This window comes from Streptomyces sp. NPDC052225 (assembly GCF_040679615.1).
Lineage (GTDB): Bacteria > Actinomycetota > Actinomycetes > Streptomycetales > Streptomycetaceae > Streptomyces.
The window spans coordinates 194893-211226 of sequence record NZ_JBFAVD010000005.1 but is presented as its reverse complement, the minus strand read 5'-3'; the positions used below and the strand labels follow the sequence as shown (position 1 = coordinate 211226).

Genomic DNA, 16334 nt, shown 5'->3' with positions numbered 1-16334 from the left:
CCCACGTGCCGGTATACGACGAGCAGCGGCTACGAGCCGGTGCGCTCCCACCCCCGTCGCTCCGGCCGCGGGCCCAGGCGCCGCTGGTCGCGGCTGCGGTAGACCACATACGGGCGGAACAGATACTGCACCGGTGCGCTGAACATATGCACGAGCCGCGTGAACGGTACCAGTGCGATGAGTAGCATGCCCACTACTGCATGAATCTGATACAGCACGGGCACACCGTCCATCCGGTACGTGTCCGGGCTCAGCGTGAACAGACTGCGGGCCCACGGGGCGATGGACTCACGGTAGTTGTAGCCGTCGCCGGTGGCATGGGTCAGCTTGGCGACCATGCCGAGGACGATCGCCGCGAGCAGCACCAGGTACATGAGCTTGTCGTTGCGGGTCGTCGCGCGGAACACGGGGGCCTTGGTGCGGCGCCGGTACAGCAGCAGCGCGATGCCCGCCACGAGCATGAGGCCGGCCGCCGTGCCGCCGTACAGCGAGAACAGGTGGTACGTGTGCTCGCTGATGCCCACCTTGTCGGACCAGGACATCGGGATGAACAGGCCCACGATGTGTCCGGCGAGGACGAACAGGATGCCGTAGTGGAACATCGGCGAGGCGATGTTGAGCAGCTTCGACTCATAGACCTGCGACGAGCGTGTCGTCCAGCCGAACTTGTCGTAGCGGTAGCGCCAGATCGTGCCCGCGACGAGCAGGACGACGGCGACGTAGGGCAGCACGCCCCAGATCAGCGTGGTCACGGGGTGGGCTCCTTCACGAAGAGGGGGAGTTCCTCGCGGAACCCGGCGAGCCCGAAGGGCTCCAGGCCCACCTCTTCGAGCGGCGGACCCGAGCGGGCCAGCGCCAGCGCCGCGGCCCGGTCCTTGGGCGTCGGCCCCGGCAGCGTCGCGCACACGGCGTCGAGCACGGTCGCGTACGGCGTGCCGTGCTCGGTCAGCGCGAGCCGCAGCAACTCCAGGCCGCTGCGGTGCTCTTCGAGCAGGAACGGCCCGGCCTGCGCGGAGAACTCCAGGACCGCCGGCAGGAAGTCGGGCAGCTCCTCGCCCGTGAACTCCATGCCGTGCTCCCGGTAGACCTCCTTCATCTGCACGAGCGACATACCGCGCCGCCGGGTGTCGCCGTCGCGCCACCACGTCAGATACAGGCTGTGCCGGTTCTTGAAGTCGAAGACCCGGACGTAGTGGGCCGCGAGCTCCTGCTCGCCGGTGGCCTCCGCGTGGTCGACGAACGCGCCGAGCCCGGGCGCCGCGGCCCGCACCAGGGGCAGCCGCTCGTACAACTCGGCGTCCGGATACGTGAGACAGAGCGCCGCCGCCTGGTACAGCAGCGCGGTCCGGTCCGTCATGGGGTCTCCTCCGGCTTGTCCGCGGTCTGGCGTTCCTTGGTCAGGTGGAAGGTCTCGACCGAGACGACGGGCAGCAGCTTGCGGCCGTCGGCGACCGTGTTCCCGGAGTCCCCGCCGAAGGGGCCCTCGCCGCCCATGCCGGGCCCGTCCTCGTAGTCGAGCGAGCAGGAGTCCGGCAGCGCCGACTCCTCCAGGCGTTTCGCGTCACCGACGGCGGCGGTCGGGATCACGTACCGGTCCTCGTACTTGGCGATGGCGAGCAGCCGGTACATCTCCTCGATCTCGATCGCCGACATGCCGACGCTCTCGGCGATCGAACTCTCCGGCCGGTCACCGAGGTTGATGGCCCGCATGTGCGAGCGCATCGCCGCGAGCTTCTCCAGCGACGCGCGCACCGGCTTGGTGTCGCCCGCCGTGAAGATCTCCGCCAGGTACTCGAGCGGGATGCGCAGGGTGTCGATCGCGCCGAAGAGGTTCGCGTGGTCCTCGCCGTCGTGACCGGTCTCGTTGAGCGCGTCGACGACGGGGGAGAGCGGCGGGATGTACCAGACCATCGGCATCGTCCGGTACTCCGGGTGCAGCGGGAGCGCCACCTTGTACTTGCTGATCAGCGCGTGCACGGGGGAGCGGCGCGCCGCCTCCATCCAGTCGAACGGGATGCCGGCCTCCTCGGCGGCCCGCTGCACCCCCGGGTCCTCCGGATCGAGGAAGACGCCCAACTGCGCCTCGTACAGCGCCTTGTCGTCCTTCGTCTCGGCCGCGGCCGTCACCTTGTCGGCGTCGTACAGGATCACGCCCAGGTAGCGCAGGCGGCCCACGCACGTCTCCGAGCAGACGGTGGGCAGACCCACCTCGACGCGCGGGTAGCACATCGTGCACTTCTCGGCCTTGCCCGTGCGGTGGTTGAAGTAGACCTTCTTGTACGGGCATCCCGTCACGCACATCCGCCAGCCGCGGCAGCTGTCCTGGTCGACGAGGACGATGCCGTCCTCCTCACGCTTGTACATCGCGCCCGACGGGCAGGACGCCACGCACGAGGGGTTCAGGCAGTGCTCGCAGATCCGCGGCAGATAGAACATGAAGGTCTGCTCGAACGCGAACTTCACCTTCTCGGCGGCCTGTTCGCGGGTCTTCTGCACCATGGGGTCGAGGTCGCCGTACTGCGTGGCACCACCCAGGTTGTCGTCCCAGTTCGACGACCACTCGATCTTCATCGGCTTGCCGGTGATCTGCGAACGCGGCTGCGCCACCGGGTAGTCGTCGCCGAGCGGGGCCTCGGTGAGGTTCTTGTAGTCGTACGTCCAGGGCTCGTAGTAGTCCTTGATCTCCGGCAGCTTCGGGTTGGAGAAGATGCCGAGGAGCTTCTTGAACCGGCCGCCGCCCTTGAGCTGGAGCGCGCCCTTCTTGTTCAGCTCCCAGCCGCCGCGCCACTTCTCCTGGTCCTCGTAGCGGCGCGGATAGCCCTGCCCGGGGCGCGTCTCGACGTTGTTGAACCAGACGTACTCCATGCCGTTGCGGTTGGTCCACGCCTGCTTGCAGGTGACCGAGCAGGTGTGGCAGCCGATGCACTTGTCGAGGTTCATGACCATCGCGATCTGAGCCATGATGCGCATCAGTACTGAACCTCCTGGGAGCGGCGGCGGATGACCGTGACCTCGTCGCGCTGGTTGCCCGTCGGGCCGAGGTAGTTGAACGCCCAGCTCAACTGGGCGTAGCCGCCGATGAGATGGGACGGCTTGAGGATCAGGCGGGTCAGCGAGTTGTGGATGCCGCCGCGCTTGCCGGTGGTCTCCGCCTTGGGGACGTTGACCGTGCGCTCCTGCGCGTGGTGCATGTAGACGGTGCCGGCCGGCATGCGGTGCGAGACGATCGCGCGGGCGACGACGACACCGTTGCGGTTGACCGCCTCGATCCAGTCGTTGTCCTTCACACCGATCGCGTCGGCGTCCTGCGGCGCCATCCAGATCGACTGGCCGCCGCGGGAGAGCGCCAGCATGAACAGGTTGTCCTGGTACTCGGAGTGGATGGACCACTTGTTGTGCGGCGTGAGGTAACGGACCGTCACTTCGTGTTCGCCGTCGGGTCCGAGGCGCGGTTCGCCGAACAGCCGGTTCATGTCGAGCGGCGGCCGGTAGACGGGCAGCGCCTCGCCGAGTTCGTGCATCCAGTCGTGGTCGATGAAGAAGTGCTGACGCCCGGTGAGCGTGTGCCACGGCTTGAGGTGCTCGGTGTTGAGCGTGAACGCCGTGTACCTGCGCCCGCCCGCCTCGCTGCCCGACCACTCGGGCGACGTGATCACCGGCACGGGCGCGGCCTGCGTGTCCGCGTACGTGATCCGCTTGCCCTCGTGCTCGGCGGCGAGATGCGCCATCTCCTGGCCCGTACGGGCTTCTAGGGTGTGGAAGCCCTGGGTGGCGAGGCGGCCGTTGGTCGTGCCGGACAGGGCGAGGATGGTGTTGGCCGCCTTGACCGCGGTGTCGAGGGCCGGTCGCCCGTCGGCGGGGCCGCCGCGCACGACACCGTTGCGTTGGCGCAGCTCCTCGACCTCCTGGTCGGGGTGGAGGGCGATTCCCTTGGCGGGCAGGCCCAGTTGCTCCACCAGCGGGCCGAGCGCGGCGAACTTCGCGCCGATCGCCGTGTAGTCGCGCTCGACGACCACCAGGTTCGGCATCGTCCTGCCCGGCACCGGCTCGCACTCGCCCTTGCGCCAGTCGAGGACGACGCCGCCGGGCTGCGCGATCTCGCCCGGGGTGTCGTGCTGGAGCGGCGCCGCGACCAGGTCCTTGCGGGTGCCGAGGTGGTGCACGGACAGCTCGGAGAGCTTCTCCGCGAGCACCTTGAACGTGTCGAAGTCGGTGCGGGCCTGCCACGGCGGGTCCACCGCCGGCGTGAACGAGTGCACGTACGGGTGCATGTCGGTCGACGACAGGTCGTGCTTCTCGTACCAGGTCGCGGCGGGCAGCACGACGTCCGACAGGAGCGTCGACGACGTCTGGCGGAAGTCGAGGGAGAGCAGGAGGTCGAGCTTGCCCTCGGGCGCCTCGTCGCGCCAGGTGACGGTCGTGGGGCGCTCGTCGGGAGCTGCCTCCTCGGCCCTCAGCGAGGACTGCGTGCCGAGGAGGTGCTTGGTGAAGTACTCGGCGCCCTTCGCGGACGAGCCGAGCAGGTTCGCCCGCCACAGGGTCAGGACGCGCGGCCAGTTCTCCGGGGCGTCCGGGTCCTCGACGGCGAACTTCAGGGTGCCCGCCTTGAGTTCGGCGACGGTGTCCTCCACGGACTGTTCGCCGAGGACGAGCGGGCTGCGGTCGAACGTCGGGTACGACGGCATCCACCCCGAACGGGCCGACAGGGCCAGGCAGTCGGCGCCCGTCATCCCCTCGAAGGCACCCTTGCCGAGCGGCGAGGCGAGCACGTCCGCGCCGAACTTGTCGTAGCGCCACTGGTCGGTGTTGGTGAACCAGTACGCGGCGCCGATCATCTGCCGCGGCGGCCGCGACCAGTCGTTCGCCGAGGCCAGCGACGCCCACCCGGTCACCGGGCGGCACTTCTCCTGGCCCACGTAGTGCGCCCACCCGCCGCCGTTCCTGCCCTGGCAGCCGGTCAGCTGGAGCAGCGAGAGGAAACCCCGGTAGATGGTCTCCGAGTGGAACCAGTGGTTCGTCCCGGCCCCCATCAGGATCATGCAGCGTCCGCGCGACTTCTCCGCCGTCTGCGCGAACTCCCGTGCGATCTTCACGCATTTGGCGGCCGGGACCGACGTGTGCGCCTCCTGCCAGCCCGGGGTGCCGGGGGTGGCCGCGTCCTCGTACGACGAGGGCCACGCGCCGGGCAGCCCGTCGCGCCCGACGCCGTACTGGGCGAGCAGCAGGTCGAAGACGGTGGTGACCAGCGGGCCGTCCTGACCGCCGAGCCGGGTCGCCGGGACACCGCGCCGCACGACGTCGCCGCGGCCCTGCCCGTGCGTGCCGCCGTCGGTGTCGAAGCGGGGGAGCAGCACCTCGACGCCGCTTGCCACGTCACTGCCGTGCAGGCTCAACTGCGGCTTGATGTTGCCCAGTTCGAGGTTCCACTTGCCCTTGCCCGACTCCGTCCAGCGGAAGCCCATCGAGCCGTTCGGCACCGCGGGCTGCCCGCTCGCCTCGTCGAGCACGGCTGTCTTCCACTCGGCGCCCTCACCGCCCTGCCCGAGGTCCGAGGCGCGCAGGAACTTCGACGGCACGTACGCCCCGTCGCGCTCCTCCAGCGTCACCAGGAACGGCAGGTCCGTGAACTTCTTGACGTAGTCCGTGAAGAACGGCGTCTCGCGATCGACGAAGAACTCCTTCAGGATCACGTGCCCCATCGCCAGGGCCAGCGCGCCGTCCGTGCCCGGGTGCGGGTGGAGCCACTCGTCGGCGAACTTCGCGTTGTCCGCGTAGTCCGGCGCGACCACGACCACCTTCTGGCCGCGGTAACGGGCCTCCGCCATCCAGTGCGCGTCGGGCGTACGCGTCACGGGGACGTTCGACCCCCACATCATCAGATACGCGGCGTCCCACCAGTCACCCGACTCCGGTACGTCCGTCTGGTCGCCGAAGACCTGCGGCGACGCCACCGGCAGATCCGCGTACCAGTCGTAGAACGACAGCATCGGAGCGCCGATCAGCGACATGAACCGGGCCCCGGCCGCGTGCGACACCATCGACATCGCGGGGATGGGGGAGAAGCCGGCGACGCGGTCGGGCCCGTACGTCTTGATGGTGTGCACATGCGCGGCCGCGACGATCTCCACGGCCTCGTCCCACGTGGCCCGCACCAGGCCGCCCTTGCCGCGCGCGAGCTGGTACCTGCGCCGCCGCTCCGGGTCGTTCTGGATGTCGGCCCACGCGAGGACCGGGTCCTTCAGGCGGGCCTTCGCCTCCCGGTACAGCTCCAGGAGCACACCCCGGATGTACGGGTAGCGCACGCGGGTCGGCGAGTACGTGTACCAGGAGAAGGCCGCCCCTCGCGGACAGCCCCGCGGCTCGTACTCGGGGCGGTCGGGGCCCACGCTCGGGTAGTCGGTCTGCTGGGTCTCCCACGTGATGATGCCGTCCTTGACGTACACCTTCCAGCGGCACGAACCGGTGCAGTTCACGCCGTGCGTGGAGTTCACCACCTTGTCGTGGCTCCACCGGTCCCGGTAGAAGACGTCCCCGTCCCGGCCGCCCTTGATCCGCACGCTGTGCAGGTCGGGGGAGGCCGTTCCCTTCCGGAAGAACCGCCCGGCCCTGAGCAGCGCAGCGTCCGGCTCGGTCGGGGTGCGCGTCGTGTCTGTCACCGTGTGCTCCCTCACTGTCCCGTCTGTCGCACGGTAAGGGCGCCGCGCCGCCCGGACCTTTCAGCGGGGTCCGTACGGGTTGTTGTCTACGGCAGTGACGTGCGGGAGCGCGATGGGCCGAGGGGCCCCATTACCCGGGACGTAATCGACCGGCGTGGCGGGCGCGGGCACGCTGAGGGCACCGCGACAGGCCGCACCGGGCCGGGACCGGCGCCCACGAGAACTTCGACGAAAAGAGGGTGATCCGCATGTCCGCCACCACCTCCTCGACCGGCTTTCTGAGCACCGCGGCCCAGGGTCGCCTCTGGCTGCGCCGCTTCCTCGCCCTCGACTCCGCCGTCACCACCGGCAACGGGCTCGCCTACGCCGCCGCGTCCGGGCCGCTCGGCCGCTTCCTCGGCGTCGACGCGGGCCTGCTGCTCGGGCTCGGCGTCCTCCTCGCCGCCTACGGCATCGGGGTGGGGGTGCTCGCGGCGCGCACGAGCCCGCCGGTGTTCGCGGTGCGCGTCGTCATCGAGGCGAACCTGGTCTGGGCGGCGCTCAGCCTCGTCGCCCTGTTCGCCTGGCTGGAGCCGGCCACGGCCGGTGCGGTGTGGGTGCCGTTTCAGGCGGTGACCGTCGCGGGCGTCGCGGCGCTCCAGCACACGGCCCTGCGCGCCGCCCGCTGATCAGCCCAGCGCGGACTGCAAGTACTTGACCGTCGCCGGGTCGGCCGGGAGCAGGGTCTCCACGGCCAGCTCGGCGACGGTCACGTCCATCGGGGTGTTGAACGTCGAGATGGACGACACGAACGACAGCACGTGCCCGTCGTGCTCGATCACCATCGGCAGCGCGAAGAACGGGACGGGCTCGGCGGGCGCCGCACCGGCGTCCTCCGGTACCGGGTACGCCGCGACCTCCTCGTACAGCTCCCGCAGCGCCTCCGAACGGGCCAGGGCGATCTGGCGCTCCATCTGGGCCAGCAGATGCCCGCGCCATTCGCGCAGGTTCCGGATCCGCGGCGCCAGGCCCTCCGGGTGCAGCGTGAGCCGCATCGCGTTCAGCGGTCCTTCGAGCAGATGTGCGGGCAGCGACTCCATCAGCATCGCGATCCCGCGGTTCGCCGCGATCACCGTGTACGTCGCGTCGACGATCAGCGCCGGATACGGCTCGTACCCGCGCAGCAGCCGCTCCAGGCCCTCGCGCAGCGCGCCGAGCGAGGGGTCGTCGAGCGGTGTCTCCGCGTAGCGCGGCGCGTAACCCGCCGCCAGGAGAAGGGCGTTGCGCTCCCGCATCGGTACGTCGAGGTGGTCCGCGAGCCGCAGGATCAGCTCCTCGCTCGGCCGCGAACGCCCCGTCTCCACGAAACTGATGTGCCGCGCCGACGAGTCCGCGCGCAGCGCCAGCTCCAACTGGCTGACCCGCCGCTGCTCCCGCCAGCCGCGCAGCAGACGACCCACTTCGGACGTGTTCTTGCGCGCCGCAGTTGTCATGGGGAGACCGTAACCCGGCAAGGGTGGCACGCTGGAGGCATGCCTACAGAACCGCTCTCCCAGAAGGAGATCGAGGACCGCCTCGCCGAACTGCCCGGCTGGTCACTCGACGGCGCCCGGATCACCCGCACCTACCGGCTGGGCACGCACTTCGCCGCGGCCGCCCTGGTCGTGCACATCGCCCAGACCCAGGAGGAGCTGAACCACCACTCCGACCTCACCCTCGGCTACAACACCGTCGCCCTCGCGGTGCACACGCACGACGCGGGCGGCGCCGTGACGGCGAAGGACTTCGAACTCGCCCGCAGGGTAGAGGAGTTGGCGCCGGGCCACGGAGCGAGCTGAGATACCGTCCGGCTGTGCTCGATTACGACCAAGAAGCAGCACGGTACGACGCGACCCGGGGCGGCGAACCCCGCGCCCGGGCCGCGGCCGACGCGATCCTCGGCCTCGTCCCCGACGGCGCCCGCCGCCTCCTCGACCTGGCCTGCGGCACCGGCATCGTGACGCGGCTGCTCGCCAGGCCCGGCCTTCGCCCCTACGGCGTCGACCTCGCCGAGGGGATGCTGCGCGCGGCGGCGCCGCGACTCGGCGGGGCGGTGGCGCGGGCCGACAGTCGCCAACTCCCTTTCGGCGACGGCGCGTTCGACGCCGTCACCGCGGTCTGGCTGCTGCACCTGCTCGACGACGCCGCACCCGTCGTCGCCGAGGCCGCCCGTGTGCTGCGCCCCGGCGGCGTCCTCGTCACGACGGTCGACAAGAACGCGGGGCACGTGGTCGGCAGCGACATCTGCGCCCTCGTCGCCCCGTACCGCAACGCGCACCCCGCGGACGCGGCCGGGCTCGTCGCGGGGTACGCCGCCGAGCACGGGCTGCGGCGGTGCGGGGCCGCGACCTTCGTGGGGCACGGGCAGGGACGTACGCCCGCGCGGATGGCGCGGGAGGTACGGGCGGGCCGCATCCACGCGGCGGGCGGCGAGGCCCTGGCCGCCGCGCTCGACGCGCTGCCGGACCCTGAAGTCCCGCGCCCGGAGCCGGAGTTCAGGGTGCTGGCCTTCCGCCGCTAGTCGCGCGGCTCCGTGCCGGCGACCGCGGCCTCGTACGCGAGCAGGGTGTCGACGAACATCCGCCGCTGCTCCGGCTCCAGCGGGGCGAGCGCGGACCTCCAGGCCGCCGCGCCCGGCGCGAGCCAGTCGGCGATGCCGGCCTCGTGCTCGGGCGCGATCGCGACGATCCGGCGGCGCCGGTCCGCCTCGTCCTCGCGGCGCTCCAGGATGCCCTGACGGCTGAGGTCGCCGATGAGCAGGCTCACCGTCGTCGGCGCCACCCGCAGCCGTGCCGCCAGCTCGTTCACGGTCATCGGGCCGTCGAACAGCAGGTAGGAGAAGAGCGAGAGGTGGCGCGGCGCCAGCGCGAAGGAGCGCAGTGCCTGCGGTACGGGGATCTTCTTCGCCCGGCCCACGAGCCGGGGCATGAGCAGCAGCAGGTCCCTGACCGTGTCGTCGACCCCGCCGCCTGTGGGCGTGCCCGCCTCGGGCGTTGACATCGCACCCCTCTCACGGTTTAACTTTGCTTACAAAGATGTTTTCGCTGCAAAGCGACTTGGGAACCAGGGTAAGCGCCGAAGCGAACGGGAGTTCCGCCATGCCGCACTTCAGTCTGCACATCCGTGAGGAAGCCCTCGACGAGAAGGTGGAGCCGAAGCTGATCTCCGCCCTGACGGATGCGGTCGGGTCCGTGTTCGGGGCGGAGTTCCGGCGTCTCGTCGGCGTCGAGCTGATCGGCGTCCCGCAGCGCCGCCGGGCCGTCGGCGGCATGGTCGTCGAGGGTGACGCCCCCGAGGTGACCCTCAGCCTGCGCGAAGGCGCCTTCCACCTGCCGATGGTCCCGGACGCCCCCGGGCGGCTCGTCGCCGCGATCACCGACGCGCTCGCCGGCGTCCTCGGCGAGGCCGTACGGGAGCAGGTCCGGGTCACGCTCGTCGGGGTGCCGGAGGGGCGCAGCGGGGTCGCGGGCGCCCTGGTCTGAGGGGCGGCTCCCCCGGTCACAGGGCGGCGAACAGGCCCTCCAGCGGAGCCGGGACGCGGTCGGGGGAGAGGGCCGCGGTGAGGACATGGCCGTAGCGGATCTTGCGGCCCTTCTTGGTGCCGAAGAAGCGGCGCAGCCGCTGCTGGGCGGCGCGGTCGCGCTGCGCGGGCTGGCGCAGGAACGTCTGGAGCGCGCGCAGGTCGCCCTCCTCGCGCACGAGCTCCTCCACCCGTGTCACGCCGAGCGCCCGGATCAGCTCGTCCTCCAGGTCGGCGGCGCAGACGAAGAAGCCGTCCTGCGCCGCGCCGGCCCGCTCCAGGCCGCGCGTGTAGAAGGGCAGCTCCCGTTCGTCGCACAGGCCCACCAGGCGCAGGCCGAGGCCGGGCGGCCCGAGGAGCTGCGTGTAGCGCCCGATGCTCATCGCGCCGCCCATCGGCAGGACGCAGATCCCCTCCGCGGCGAGATCCCGGCCGCGCCGCGCGGCCAGCGCGTCGACCGCGGCGGCGTCGCTCGGCCCTTCGAGCAGCACGGCCACCCGGACGGGCAGCCGCGCGGCCAGTTCCTCCGCGAGGTCGCCGGGACCGCCGCCGGCCGCCCAGTCGGTGACCGCGTCCCGGAACGCCTCCATGTCTGCCATGGGGCGAGTCTCCCCGCTCACCCGCCCCGGCGGTAGCGAATATCCCGCTGGTCTGCGCTGGTCTGCGCTGGTCGGTGCTGGTCAGGCTGCGGCCAGGCGGGCCCGCTCGTCCGCCGTCAGCTCCAGCTCCACCGCGCCGAGGGTCTCCTCGATCTGCGCGACCGACGACGCCCCCACGAGCGGGATCGCCGGGACATCCGCGCCGATCATCCAGGCGAGCACGACCTGGTTGACCGTGCCGCCGGACGACTTGGCCACCTCGCGCAGGGCGGTGAGGCGGGCCTCGCGGCTGCCGTGGTCGTGGCCCGGGCCCAGCGGCTTGTCGGCGCGGACGTACGCCCCGGCCAGCAGCGGCGAGTACGCGACCAGCGTCAGATCCCGCTCGGCGCGCACCATGCTGAGCAGGTTGCCGTCGGCCGTGCCGAGTTCGCCGTCCGGGGAGAGCTGGCTCGGCAGGTCCGTGCGGTGGCGCAGGTAGCTGTGCTGGTACTGGAGCACCTCGTAGCCGGGCAGGCCCTCGGCCCGCGCGATCGCCCGGGCCCGCTCCACCTGCCACGCCCAGTGGTTGGAGACACCGAGGAGCCCGACCTCGCCCTCGTTCACGAGCGCCCCGAACTCCCGTACCGTCTCGGCGAGTTCGACCTTCGGGTCCGGGATGTGCGCGTACAGCAGATCCAGCTTCTCCATCCCGAGCCGTGCCTTGCTGCCCGCCACCGCCGAGCGGATCGCGGCGGCCGACAGGCCCTCCGCGTTGTCGACGTACCCGGTGCCCGGCGCGAGCGGCGCCGCGCCCAGCTTCGTCGCGACGACGATCTCGTCACCGATGCCGCGGCTGCGCCGCCAGTTGCCGAGGACCGTCTCGCTCTCGCCGCCGACGCTCCCGGTGTTCCAGAACGCGTAGTTGTCCGACGTGTCGACGAACGTGCCACCCGCCTCCACGTACCGGTCCAGGATCGCGAAGGCCGTCTTCTCGTCCGTCGCGGTGCCGAACAGCATCGCGCCGAGACTGAGCACACTCACCTCACGGCGCGTCGCCGGGTCGGTGCCGATGGTGCGGTACTTCATGCCGGTCATGGGTTCCCCTCGTCGGTGGATCTCGATCGAGCTCCGTCGTTCTCCGTCGAGAGGGAGTGAACGTGTTGAAGTGCACGCGAAGTCAAGGGCGTTCGGATCGTCCCCGTGCCGGGCGGCGCGTGAACGCCATCGTCCAGTTCGACAGCCACGTACGCCCCTCGTCGAGCGAGAACGCCTGCTCCCAGCGGGCGGTCGTCGCACTGATCCCCGACCACACGAACCGCACCCGCACGTCCTTCCCGTCGTGCGTGTCGTCACCGAGGAACTCGCCGCGCAGCCCGCCCTCCTCGAACCGCCCGGTCACCGGCGGGAAGAGGCGGCCCGTGCGCTCGGTCGCCCAGTTCAGCGACCACTGCCGCGTCTCGGGGTCGAACAGGCGCAGCGTGAGCGCCGTCCAGCCCTGTTCCGGGACGAGCATCTCGTCGATGTTCGCCGCCCCGCCGAACAGGCTCCAGCAGTGGCTCGTCGCCCCGAACTCCTCCCAGCCGCTCGCCGGGTCGAGGAAGTCGAGACGCCGGCGGTGCGCGACGTCCCAGTCACCGAAGAAGAAGTCGAAGTCGTGTGCCGTGCTCATGAGCGTCCTCCGGTGGTGCCCTCGGGCAGGGTGTCGTGCACGTAGGCGTCGAGGTCGGGCCGGTCCGTGGCCAACAGGTGCCGCACCCAGGCGTCGCGTTCGTGCAGGATCGGCGGCAGCTCCCAGACGCAGCCGATCCACGGCTTGTCCGGCAGCACGAAGCGGGCCGGATCGGTGTCCGGGCAGCCGAGCACGGGCTGGCCCGCCGCCGCGCCCCGGAAGTGCAGGACGTTGTCCCACACCCAGCTGTACGCGTTGAGATACGCGCCGGTGTCGCCGCCCCGGTGCAGCACGACGAACGTGGCCGGCGGCGTGCCGTCCGGCTCCGGCAGCAGCTCGGGAAGGATCGCGTACGCCGCCTGGGCGACGTCGGGCGCGATGCCCGCCGGGTCGGCGGTGACGTGGTAGCGCTTGATGCGCCGTCCCGCCACCTCGATGGGCGGCGGGACGGTCAGAAACTTCTCCTCGAAGGCCATGACCGCACGTTAGGACGGCTTCCCTGACATCTTGTGTCAGTGGAAATCATTCATCGACCGGACCGCTCCGTGCTAGGCGTGGCGCCGTGAAGTCCAGCCGTCTCGTCTCGATCCTGCTGCTGCTCCAGACCCGGGGTCGGATGACGGCCGCCCAGCTCGCCGCCGACCTTGAGGTGTCCGTGCGCACCGTCTACCGGGACATCGACGCGCTGCACGCCGCCGGTGTCCCGCTGTACGGGGACGCGGGCCACGCCGGCGGCTACCGGCTGCTCGACGGCTACCGCACCCGCCTCACCGGCCTGACCACCGACGAGGCCGAGGCCCTCTTCCTCGCGGGCGCGCCGGGACCCGCCGCCGAACTCGGCCTCGGCCCCGTCCTCGCCGCCGCCCAGCTGAAGGTGCGGGCCGCGCTCCCCGCGGAACTGCGCGCGCACGCCGACCGGATCAGCGCCCGCTTCCATCTCGACGCTCCCGGCTGGTACGCCGACGAGGACGAGGTCCCGCACCTGCCCGCGGTCGCGGCCGCCGTCTGGGACCGGCGCGTCCTGCGGGTCGTCTACCGCCGCTGGCGCGAACCCACCGACGTGGAGCGGCGGTTGGAGCCGTACGGGCTCGTGCTCAAGGCGGGCCGCTGGTACGTCGTCGCCTCGGCGGGCAGCGGCTCCCCGCGCACCTACCGCGTCGACCAGATCCTCCAACTTCTGTCCGTCGACGAGGAGTTCACGCCGCCGGACGACTTCGACCTAGCCGCCTACTGGCAGGCCTACCAGGCGGACTTCCACGGCAGGCTGCACGCGGGCGAGGCCGTGGTCCGCCTCGCGCCCGGCGTGGCCGCCCGCCTCACGGGGGCCGCCGCCCGCGCCGCGCACTCCACCGCCGTGCCCGAACCGGACGGCTGGACCCGCGCCCGCCTCCCCATCGAGTCGCTCGACCACGCCCACGACGACTTCCTGCGGCTCGGCGCGGACATCGAGGTGGTCGAACCGGTCGAGCTGCGGGAGCGGATCGCGGCGACGGCGCAGGCGCTGAGCAGGCTGTACGCGGTCGGCAACTCATCGACCTACGGCGACAATTGAGCCTCAACAGGCGGCAACGGATCCTCGTGCGGCGGCAACTGACGGAACGTAACCCGCCCGCACGTTCTCACCCCCAGGAGCCCCCATGTCCCGCCCCCACCGCAGACGCCGCCGGCTGCTGCTCGTCGCGACCGCCGCCGCGGCCCTGGCCGGCACCGGGATCGTCGTCCTGCCCGGCGACGACGCGTCCGCCGCCACCGCCCGGCAGGCCGAAGCGCTCGACCGCGGTCTGGTCAGCGTGCACACCGACGCCGGGAACCTCGTCTCCTGGCGCTGGCTCGGCACCGACCCGGACAACGTGTCCTTCAACGTCTACCGCGCCGGTACGAAGGTCAACGCCACGCCGGTCACCGGCTCCACGAACTTCCTCCACTCCGGGGCGCCCAGCTCCGCCGACTACACGGTCCGCGCCGTCGTGAACGGCACCGAGCAGGCGGACTCGCCGCACGCGATCCAGTTCCGCACCGGTTACAAGGACGTCCCGATCACCCCGCCCGCGGGCGGCACCACACCCGACGGCGTGGCCTACACCTACGAGGCGAACGACGCGTCGGTGGGCGACCTCGACGGCGACGGCGTCCTGGAGTTCGTCCTCAAGTGGCAGCCCACGAACGCCAAGGACAACTCCCAGTCCGGCTACACCGGCAACACGATCGTCGACGCGGTCGAGCTCGACGGCACCCGCATGTGGCGCGTCGACCTGGGCCGGAACATCCGCTCGGGCGCGCACTACACGCAGTTCCAGGTGTACGACTACGACGGCGACGGCAAGGCCGAGGTCGCCATGAAGACGTCCGACGGTACGAAGGACGGCAAGGGCACGGTCATCGGCAGCTCCTCCGCCGACCACCGCAACTCCAGCGGCTACGTCCTCTCCGGCCCCGAGTACCTCACCATGTTCAACGGGCAGACCGGCGCGGCCATGGGCTCCGCCGACTACGTCCCCGCGCGCGGCACGGTGTCGTCGTGGGGAGACGCGTACGGCAACCGCGTGGACCGCTTCCTCGCCGGGACGGCCTATCTGGACGGCGCGCGCCCGTCGCTGATCATGGCGCGCGGCTACTACACGCGGACCGTCATCGCGGCGTGGGACTGGCGCGACGGGAAGTTCACCCGCCGCTGGACCTTCGACACCAACTCCTCGACCAACACCGGGAAGGGGTACGACGGGCAGGGCAACCACCAGTTGTCCGTCGCGGACGTCGACGGCGACGGCAAGGACGAGATCGTCTACGGCTCGATGGCGGTCGACGACAACGGCGCCGGGCTGTGGACCACGAAGAACGGCCACGGCGACGCGATGCACGTCGGCGACCTCGACCCGTCGCGCGCGGGCCTGGAGGAGTTCAAGGTCGACGAGGACAGTTCGAAACCGTCGTCGTGGATGGCCGACGCGCGGACCGGCACCGTCCTGTGGTCGACCGCCGCGAACGGTGACAACGGGCGCGGCGTCTCCGGCGACATCTGGTCAGGCAGCCCCGGCGCCGAGTCGTGGTCGTCGGCCGAGTCCGGCATCCGCAACACGAAGGGCACGGTGGTCAACTCCCACAAGCCGTCCTCGACGAACTTCCTGTCCTGGTGGGACGGCGACACCACCCGGGAACTCCTCGACGGCACGCACATCGACAAGTACGGCGCCTCCGCCGACACCCGCCTCCTGACGGGCTCGGGTGTCCACTCCAACAACTCGACGAAGGCGACTCCGTCCCTGTCCGGCGACATCCTCGGGGACTGGCGCGAGGAGGTCGTGTGGCCGACGACGGACAACACGGCCCTGCGTATCTACTCGACCCCGGTCGAGACCGGCACCCGCATCACGACCCTCCTCCACGACACGATGTACCGCACGGCCCTGGCCTGGCAGAACACCGCGTACAACCAGCCTCCGCACCCGAGCTTCTTCATCGGGGACGGGATGAGCACGGCGCCGCGCCCGGTGATCACGACGCCGTGACGGGCTCATGGGCGCCACCCCTCCTGGTAGCCGGGACGGTCGGCGTAGGGCAGGGCGAGCAGCCGCACGACGGGGCGAAGCCTCTCGGCGGCCTCGGTCCCGTCCGAGTACCGGGCGACGATGCGTCGTTTGGCGTCGACCTCACGGAGCATGCGGGCGGGTACCTCGCAGTCGCAGACCGCTCCCGGCGCGTCGTGGAACATCGCCATCGTCGCCTTCACGGAGTCGGCGTCGCCCGCGAGGTAGGCGTGGATGTCACAGGCGAGCGTGTGCCAACTGCTGACGATGCGCGCGTCTTCGTCGAGTTGGGTGGTGAGCCATCGGGCGAGACCGTCCATCCGATGGCTCCCGGGCGTTTCCGGCTGGTTCGGCGACATGGGCCGACTG

General features: G+C 71.1%; 17 protein-coding genes. 6 read left to right on the top strand and 11 right to left on the bottom strand.

Going from position 1 to position 16334, the window contains the following annotated elements; genetic code table 11:
• Window positions 1–29 precede the first annotated feature (29 nt).
• Genes narI through AB0L37_RS10295 form a run of 4 tightly spaced genes read right to left on the bottom strand, consistent with a single transcriptional unit; the run spans window position 30 to window position 6656 of the window.
• Window positions 30–752: a respiratory nitrate reductase subunit gamma gene (gene narI, locus AB0L37_RS10310; RefSeq protein ID WP_365502436.1), complete on the bottom strand. Its 723-nt coding sequence runs from the start codon at window positions 750–752 to the stop codon at window positions 30–32.
• Window positions 749–1357 carry a nitrate reductase molybdenum cofactor assembly chaperone gene (narJ, locus tag AB0L37_RS10305; protein ID WP_365502435.1) on the bottom strand — a complete coding sequence of 203 codons (609 nt, stop codon included), beginning with the start codon at window positions 1355–1357 and terminating at the stop codon, window positions 749–751. The genes narI and narJ overlap by 4 nt, the downstream gene beginning before the upstream one ends.
• Window positions 1354–2970 carry a nitrate reductase subunit beta gene (gene narH, locus AB0L37_RS10300; RefSeq protein ID WP_365502433.1) on the bottom strand — a complete coding sequence of 539 codons (1617 nt, stop codon included), beginning with the start codon at window positions 2968–2970 and terminating at the stop codon, window positions 1354–1356. The genes narJ and narH overlap by 4 nt, the downstream gene beginning before the upstream one ends.
• Window positions 2970–6656 carry a nitrate reductase subunit alpha gene (locus AB0L37_RS10295; RefSeq protein WP_365502431.1) on the bottom strand — a complete coding sequence of 1229 codons (3687 nt, stop codon included), beginning with the start codon at window positions 6654–6656 and terminating at the stop codon, window positions 2970–2972. Before AB0L37_RS10295 ends, narH begins: the two co-directional genes overlap by 1 nt.
• A 248-nt stretch (window positions 6657–6904) precedes the next feature.
• Between AB0L37_RS10295 and AB0L37_RS10290 the strand changes: the two genes are divergently transcribed.
• Window positions 6905–7324 carry a hypothetical protein gene (locus tag AB0L37_RS10290; protein WP_365502429.1) on the top strand — a complete coding sequence of 140 codons (420 nt, stop codon included), beginning with the start codon at window positions 6905–6907 and terminating at the stop codon, window positions 7322–7324.
• On the opposite strand, the gene AB0L37_RS10285 is transcribed toward AB0L37_RS10290, so the two are convergent.
• A complete protein-coding gene (locus AB0L37_RS10285) occupies window positions 7325–8128 on the bottom strand; it encodes a helix-turn-helix transcriptional regulator (protein WP_365502427.1) in 804 nt (267 codons plus the stop codon).
• 39 nt (window positions 8129–8167) lie between these two features.
• Between AB0L37_RS10285 and AB0L37_RS10280 the strand changes: the two genes are divergently transcribed.
• Window positions 8168–8473 carry a 4a-hydroxytetrahydrobiopterin dehydratase gene (locus AB0L37_RS10280; RefSeq protein WP_365502425.1) on the top strand — a complete coding sequence of 102 codons (306 nt, stop codon included), beginning with the start codon at window positions 8168–8170 and terminating at the stop codon, window positions 8471–8473.
• A gap of 14 nt (window positions 8474–8487) precedes the next feature.
• Complete coding sequence (locus AB0L37_RS10275) at window positions 8488–9195, top strand: methyltransferase domain-containing protein (RefSeq protein ID WP_365502423.1); 708 nt, start codon at window positions 8488–8490, stop codon at window positions 9193–9195.
• On the opposite strand, the gene AB0L37_RS10270 is transcribed toward AB0L37_RS10275, so the two are convergent.
• A complete protein-coding gene (locus AB0L37_RS10270) occupies window positions 9192–9674 on the bottom strand; it encodes a MarR family winged helix-turn-helix transcriptional regulator (RefSeq protein ID WP_365502421.1) in 483 nt (160 codons plus the stop codon). The two genes, AB0L37_RS10275 and AB0L37_RS10270, sit on opposite strands and share 4 nt — an antisense overlap.
• Window positions 9675–9772: 98 nt before the next feature.
• Between AB0L37_RS10270 and AB0L37_RS10265 the strand changes: the two genes are divergently transcribed.
• Window positions 9773–10156, top strand: coding sequence for a hypothetical protein (locus AB0L37_RS10265; RefSeq protein WP_365502419.1), 384 nt, complete (start codon window positions 9773–9775; stop codon window positions 10154–10156).
• Window positions 10157–10172: 16 nt separating this feature from the next.
• On the opposite strand, the gene AB0L37_RS10260 is transcribed toward AB0L37_RS10265, so the two are convergent.
• The 4 genes from AB0L37_RS10260 to AB0L37_RS10245 form a co-directional block, all read right to left on the bottom strand.
• Window positions 10173–10793, bottom strand: coding sequence for a TOPRIM nucleotidyl transferase/hydrolase domain-containing protein (locus tag AB0L37_RS10260; protein WP_365502417.1), 621 nt, complete (start codon window positions 10791–10793; stop codon window positions 10173–10175).
• A gap of 81 nt (window positions 10794–10874) precedes the next feature.
• On the bottom strand, window positions 10875–11858 hold the full coding sequence (locus AB0L37_RS10255; protein ID WP_365502736.1) for an aldo/keto reductase: 984 nt from the start codon (window positions 11856–11858) through the stop codon (window positions 10875–10877).
• 91 nt (window positions 11859–11949) lie between these two features.
• On the bottom strand, window positions 11950–12441 hold the full coding sequence (locus AB0L37_RS10250) for a hypothetical protein (protein ID WP_365502415.1): 492 nt from the start codon (window positions 12439–12441) through the stop codon (window positions 11950–11952).
• Window positions 12438–12917, bottom strand: a complete 480-nt coding sequence (locus tag AB0L37_RS10245; RefSeq protein WP_365502413.1) for a hypothetical protein — start codon at window positions 12915–12917, stop codon at window positions 12438–12440. Before AB0L37_RS10245 ends, AB0L37_RS10250 begins: the two co-directional genes overlap by 4 nt.
• An 86-nt stretch (window positions 12918–13003) precedes the next feature.
• On the opposite strand from AB0L37_RS10245, the gene AB0L37_RS10240 reads away from it, so the two are divergent.
• Window positions 13004–13993 carry a YafY family protein gene (locus AB0L37_RS10240; protein WP_365502411.1) on the top strand — a complete coding sequence of 330 codons (990 nt, stop codon included), beginning with the start codon at window positions 13004–13006 and terminating at the stop codon, window positions 13991–13993.
• Between the two features lie 85 nt (window positions 13994–14078).
• Window positions 14079–15947 (top strand): rhamnogalacturonan lyase, encoded by a 1869-nt coding sequence (locus tag AB0L37_RS10235; protein ID WP_365502409.1) that lies wholly within the window; start codon window positions 14079–14081, stop codon window positions 15945–15947.
• A gap of 5 nt (window positions 15948–15952) precedes the next feature.
• Here the strand turns inward: AB0L37_RS10235 and AB0L37_RS10230 are convergent, their stop codons facing one another.
• The gene (locus AB0L37_RS10230; RefSeq protein WP_365502407.1) at window positions 15953–16324 is read right to left on the bottom strand and encodes a DUF6221 family protein; all 372 of its coding nucleotides are present in this window, start codon (window positions 16322–16324) and stop codon (window positions 15953–15955) included.
• Window positions 16325–16334 lie beyond the last annotated feature (10 nt).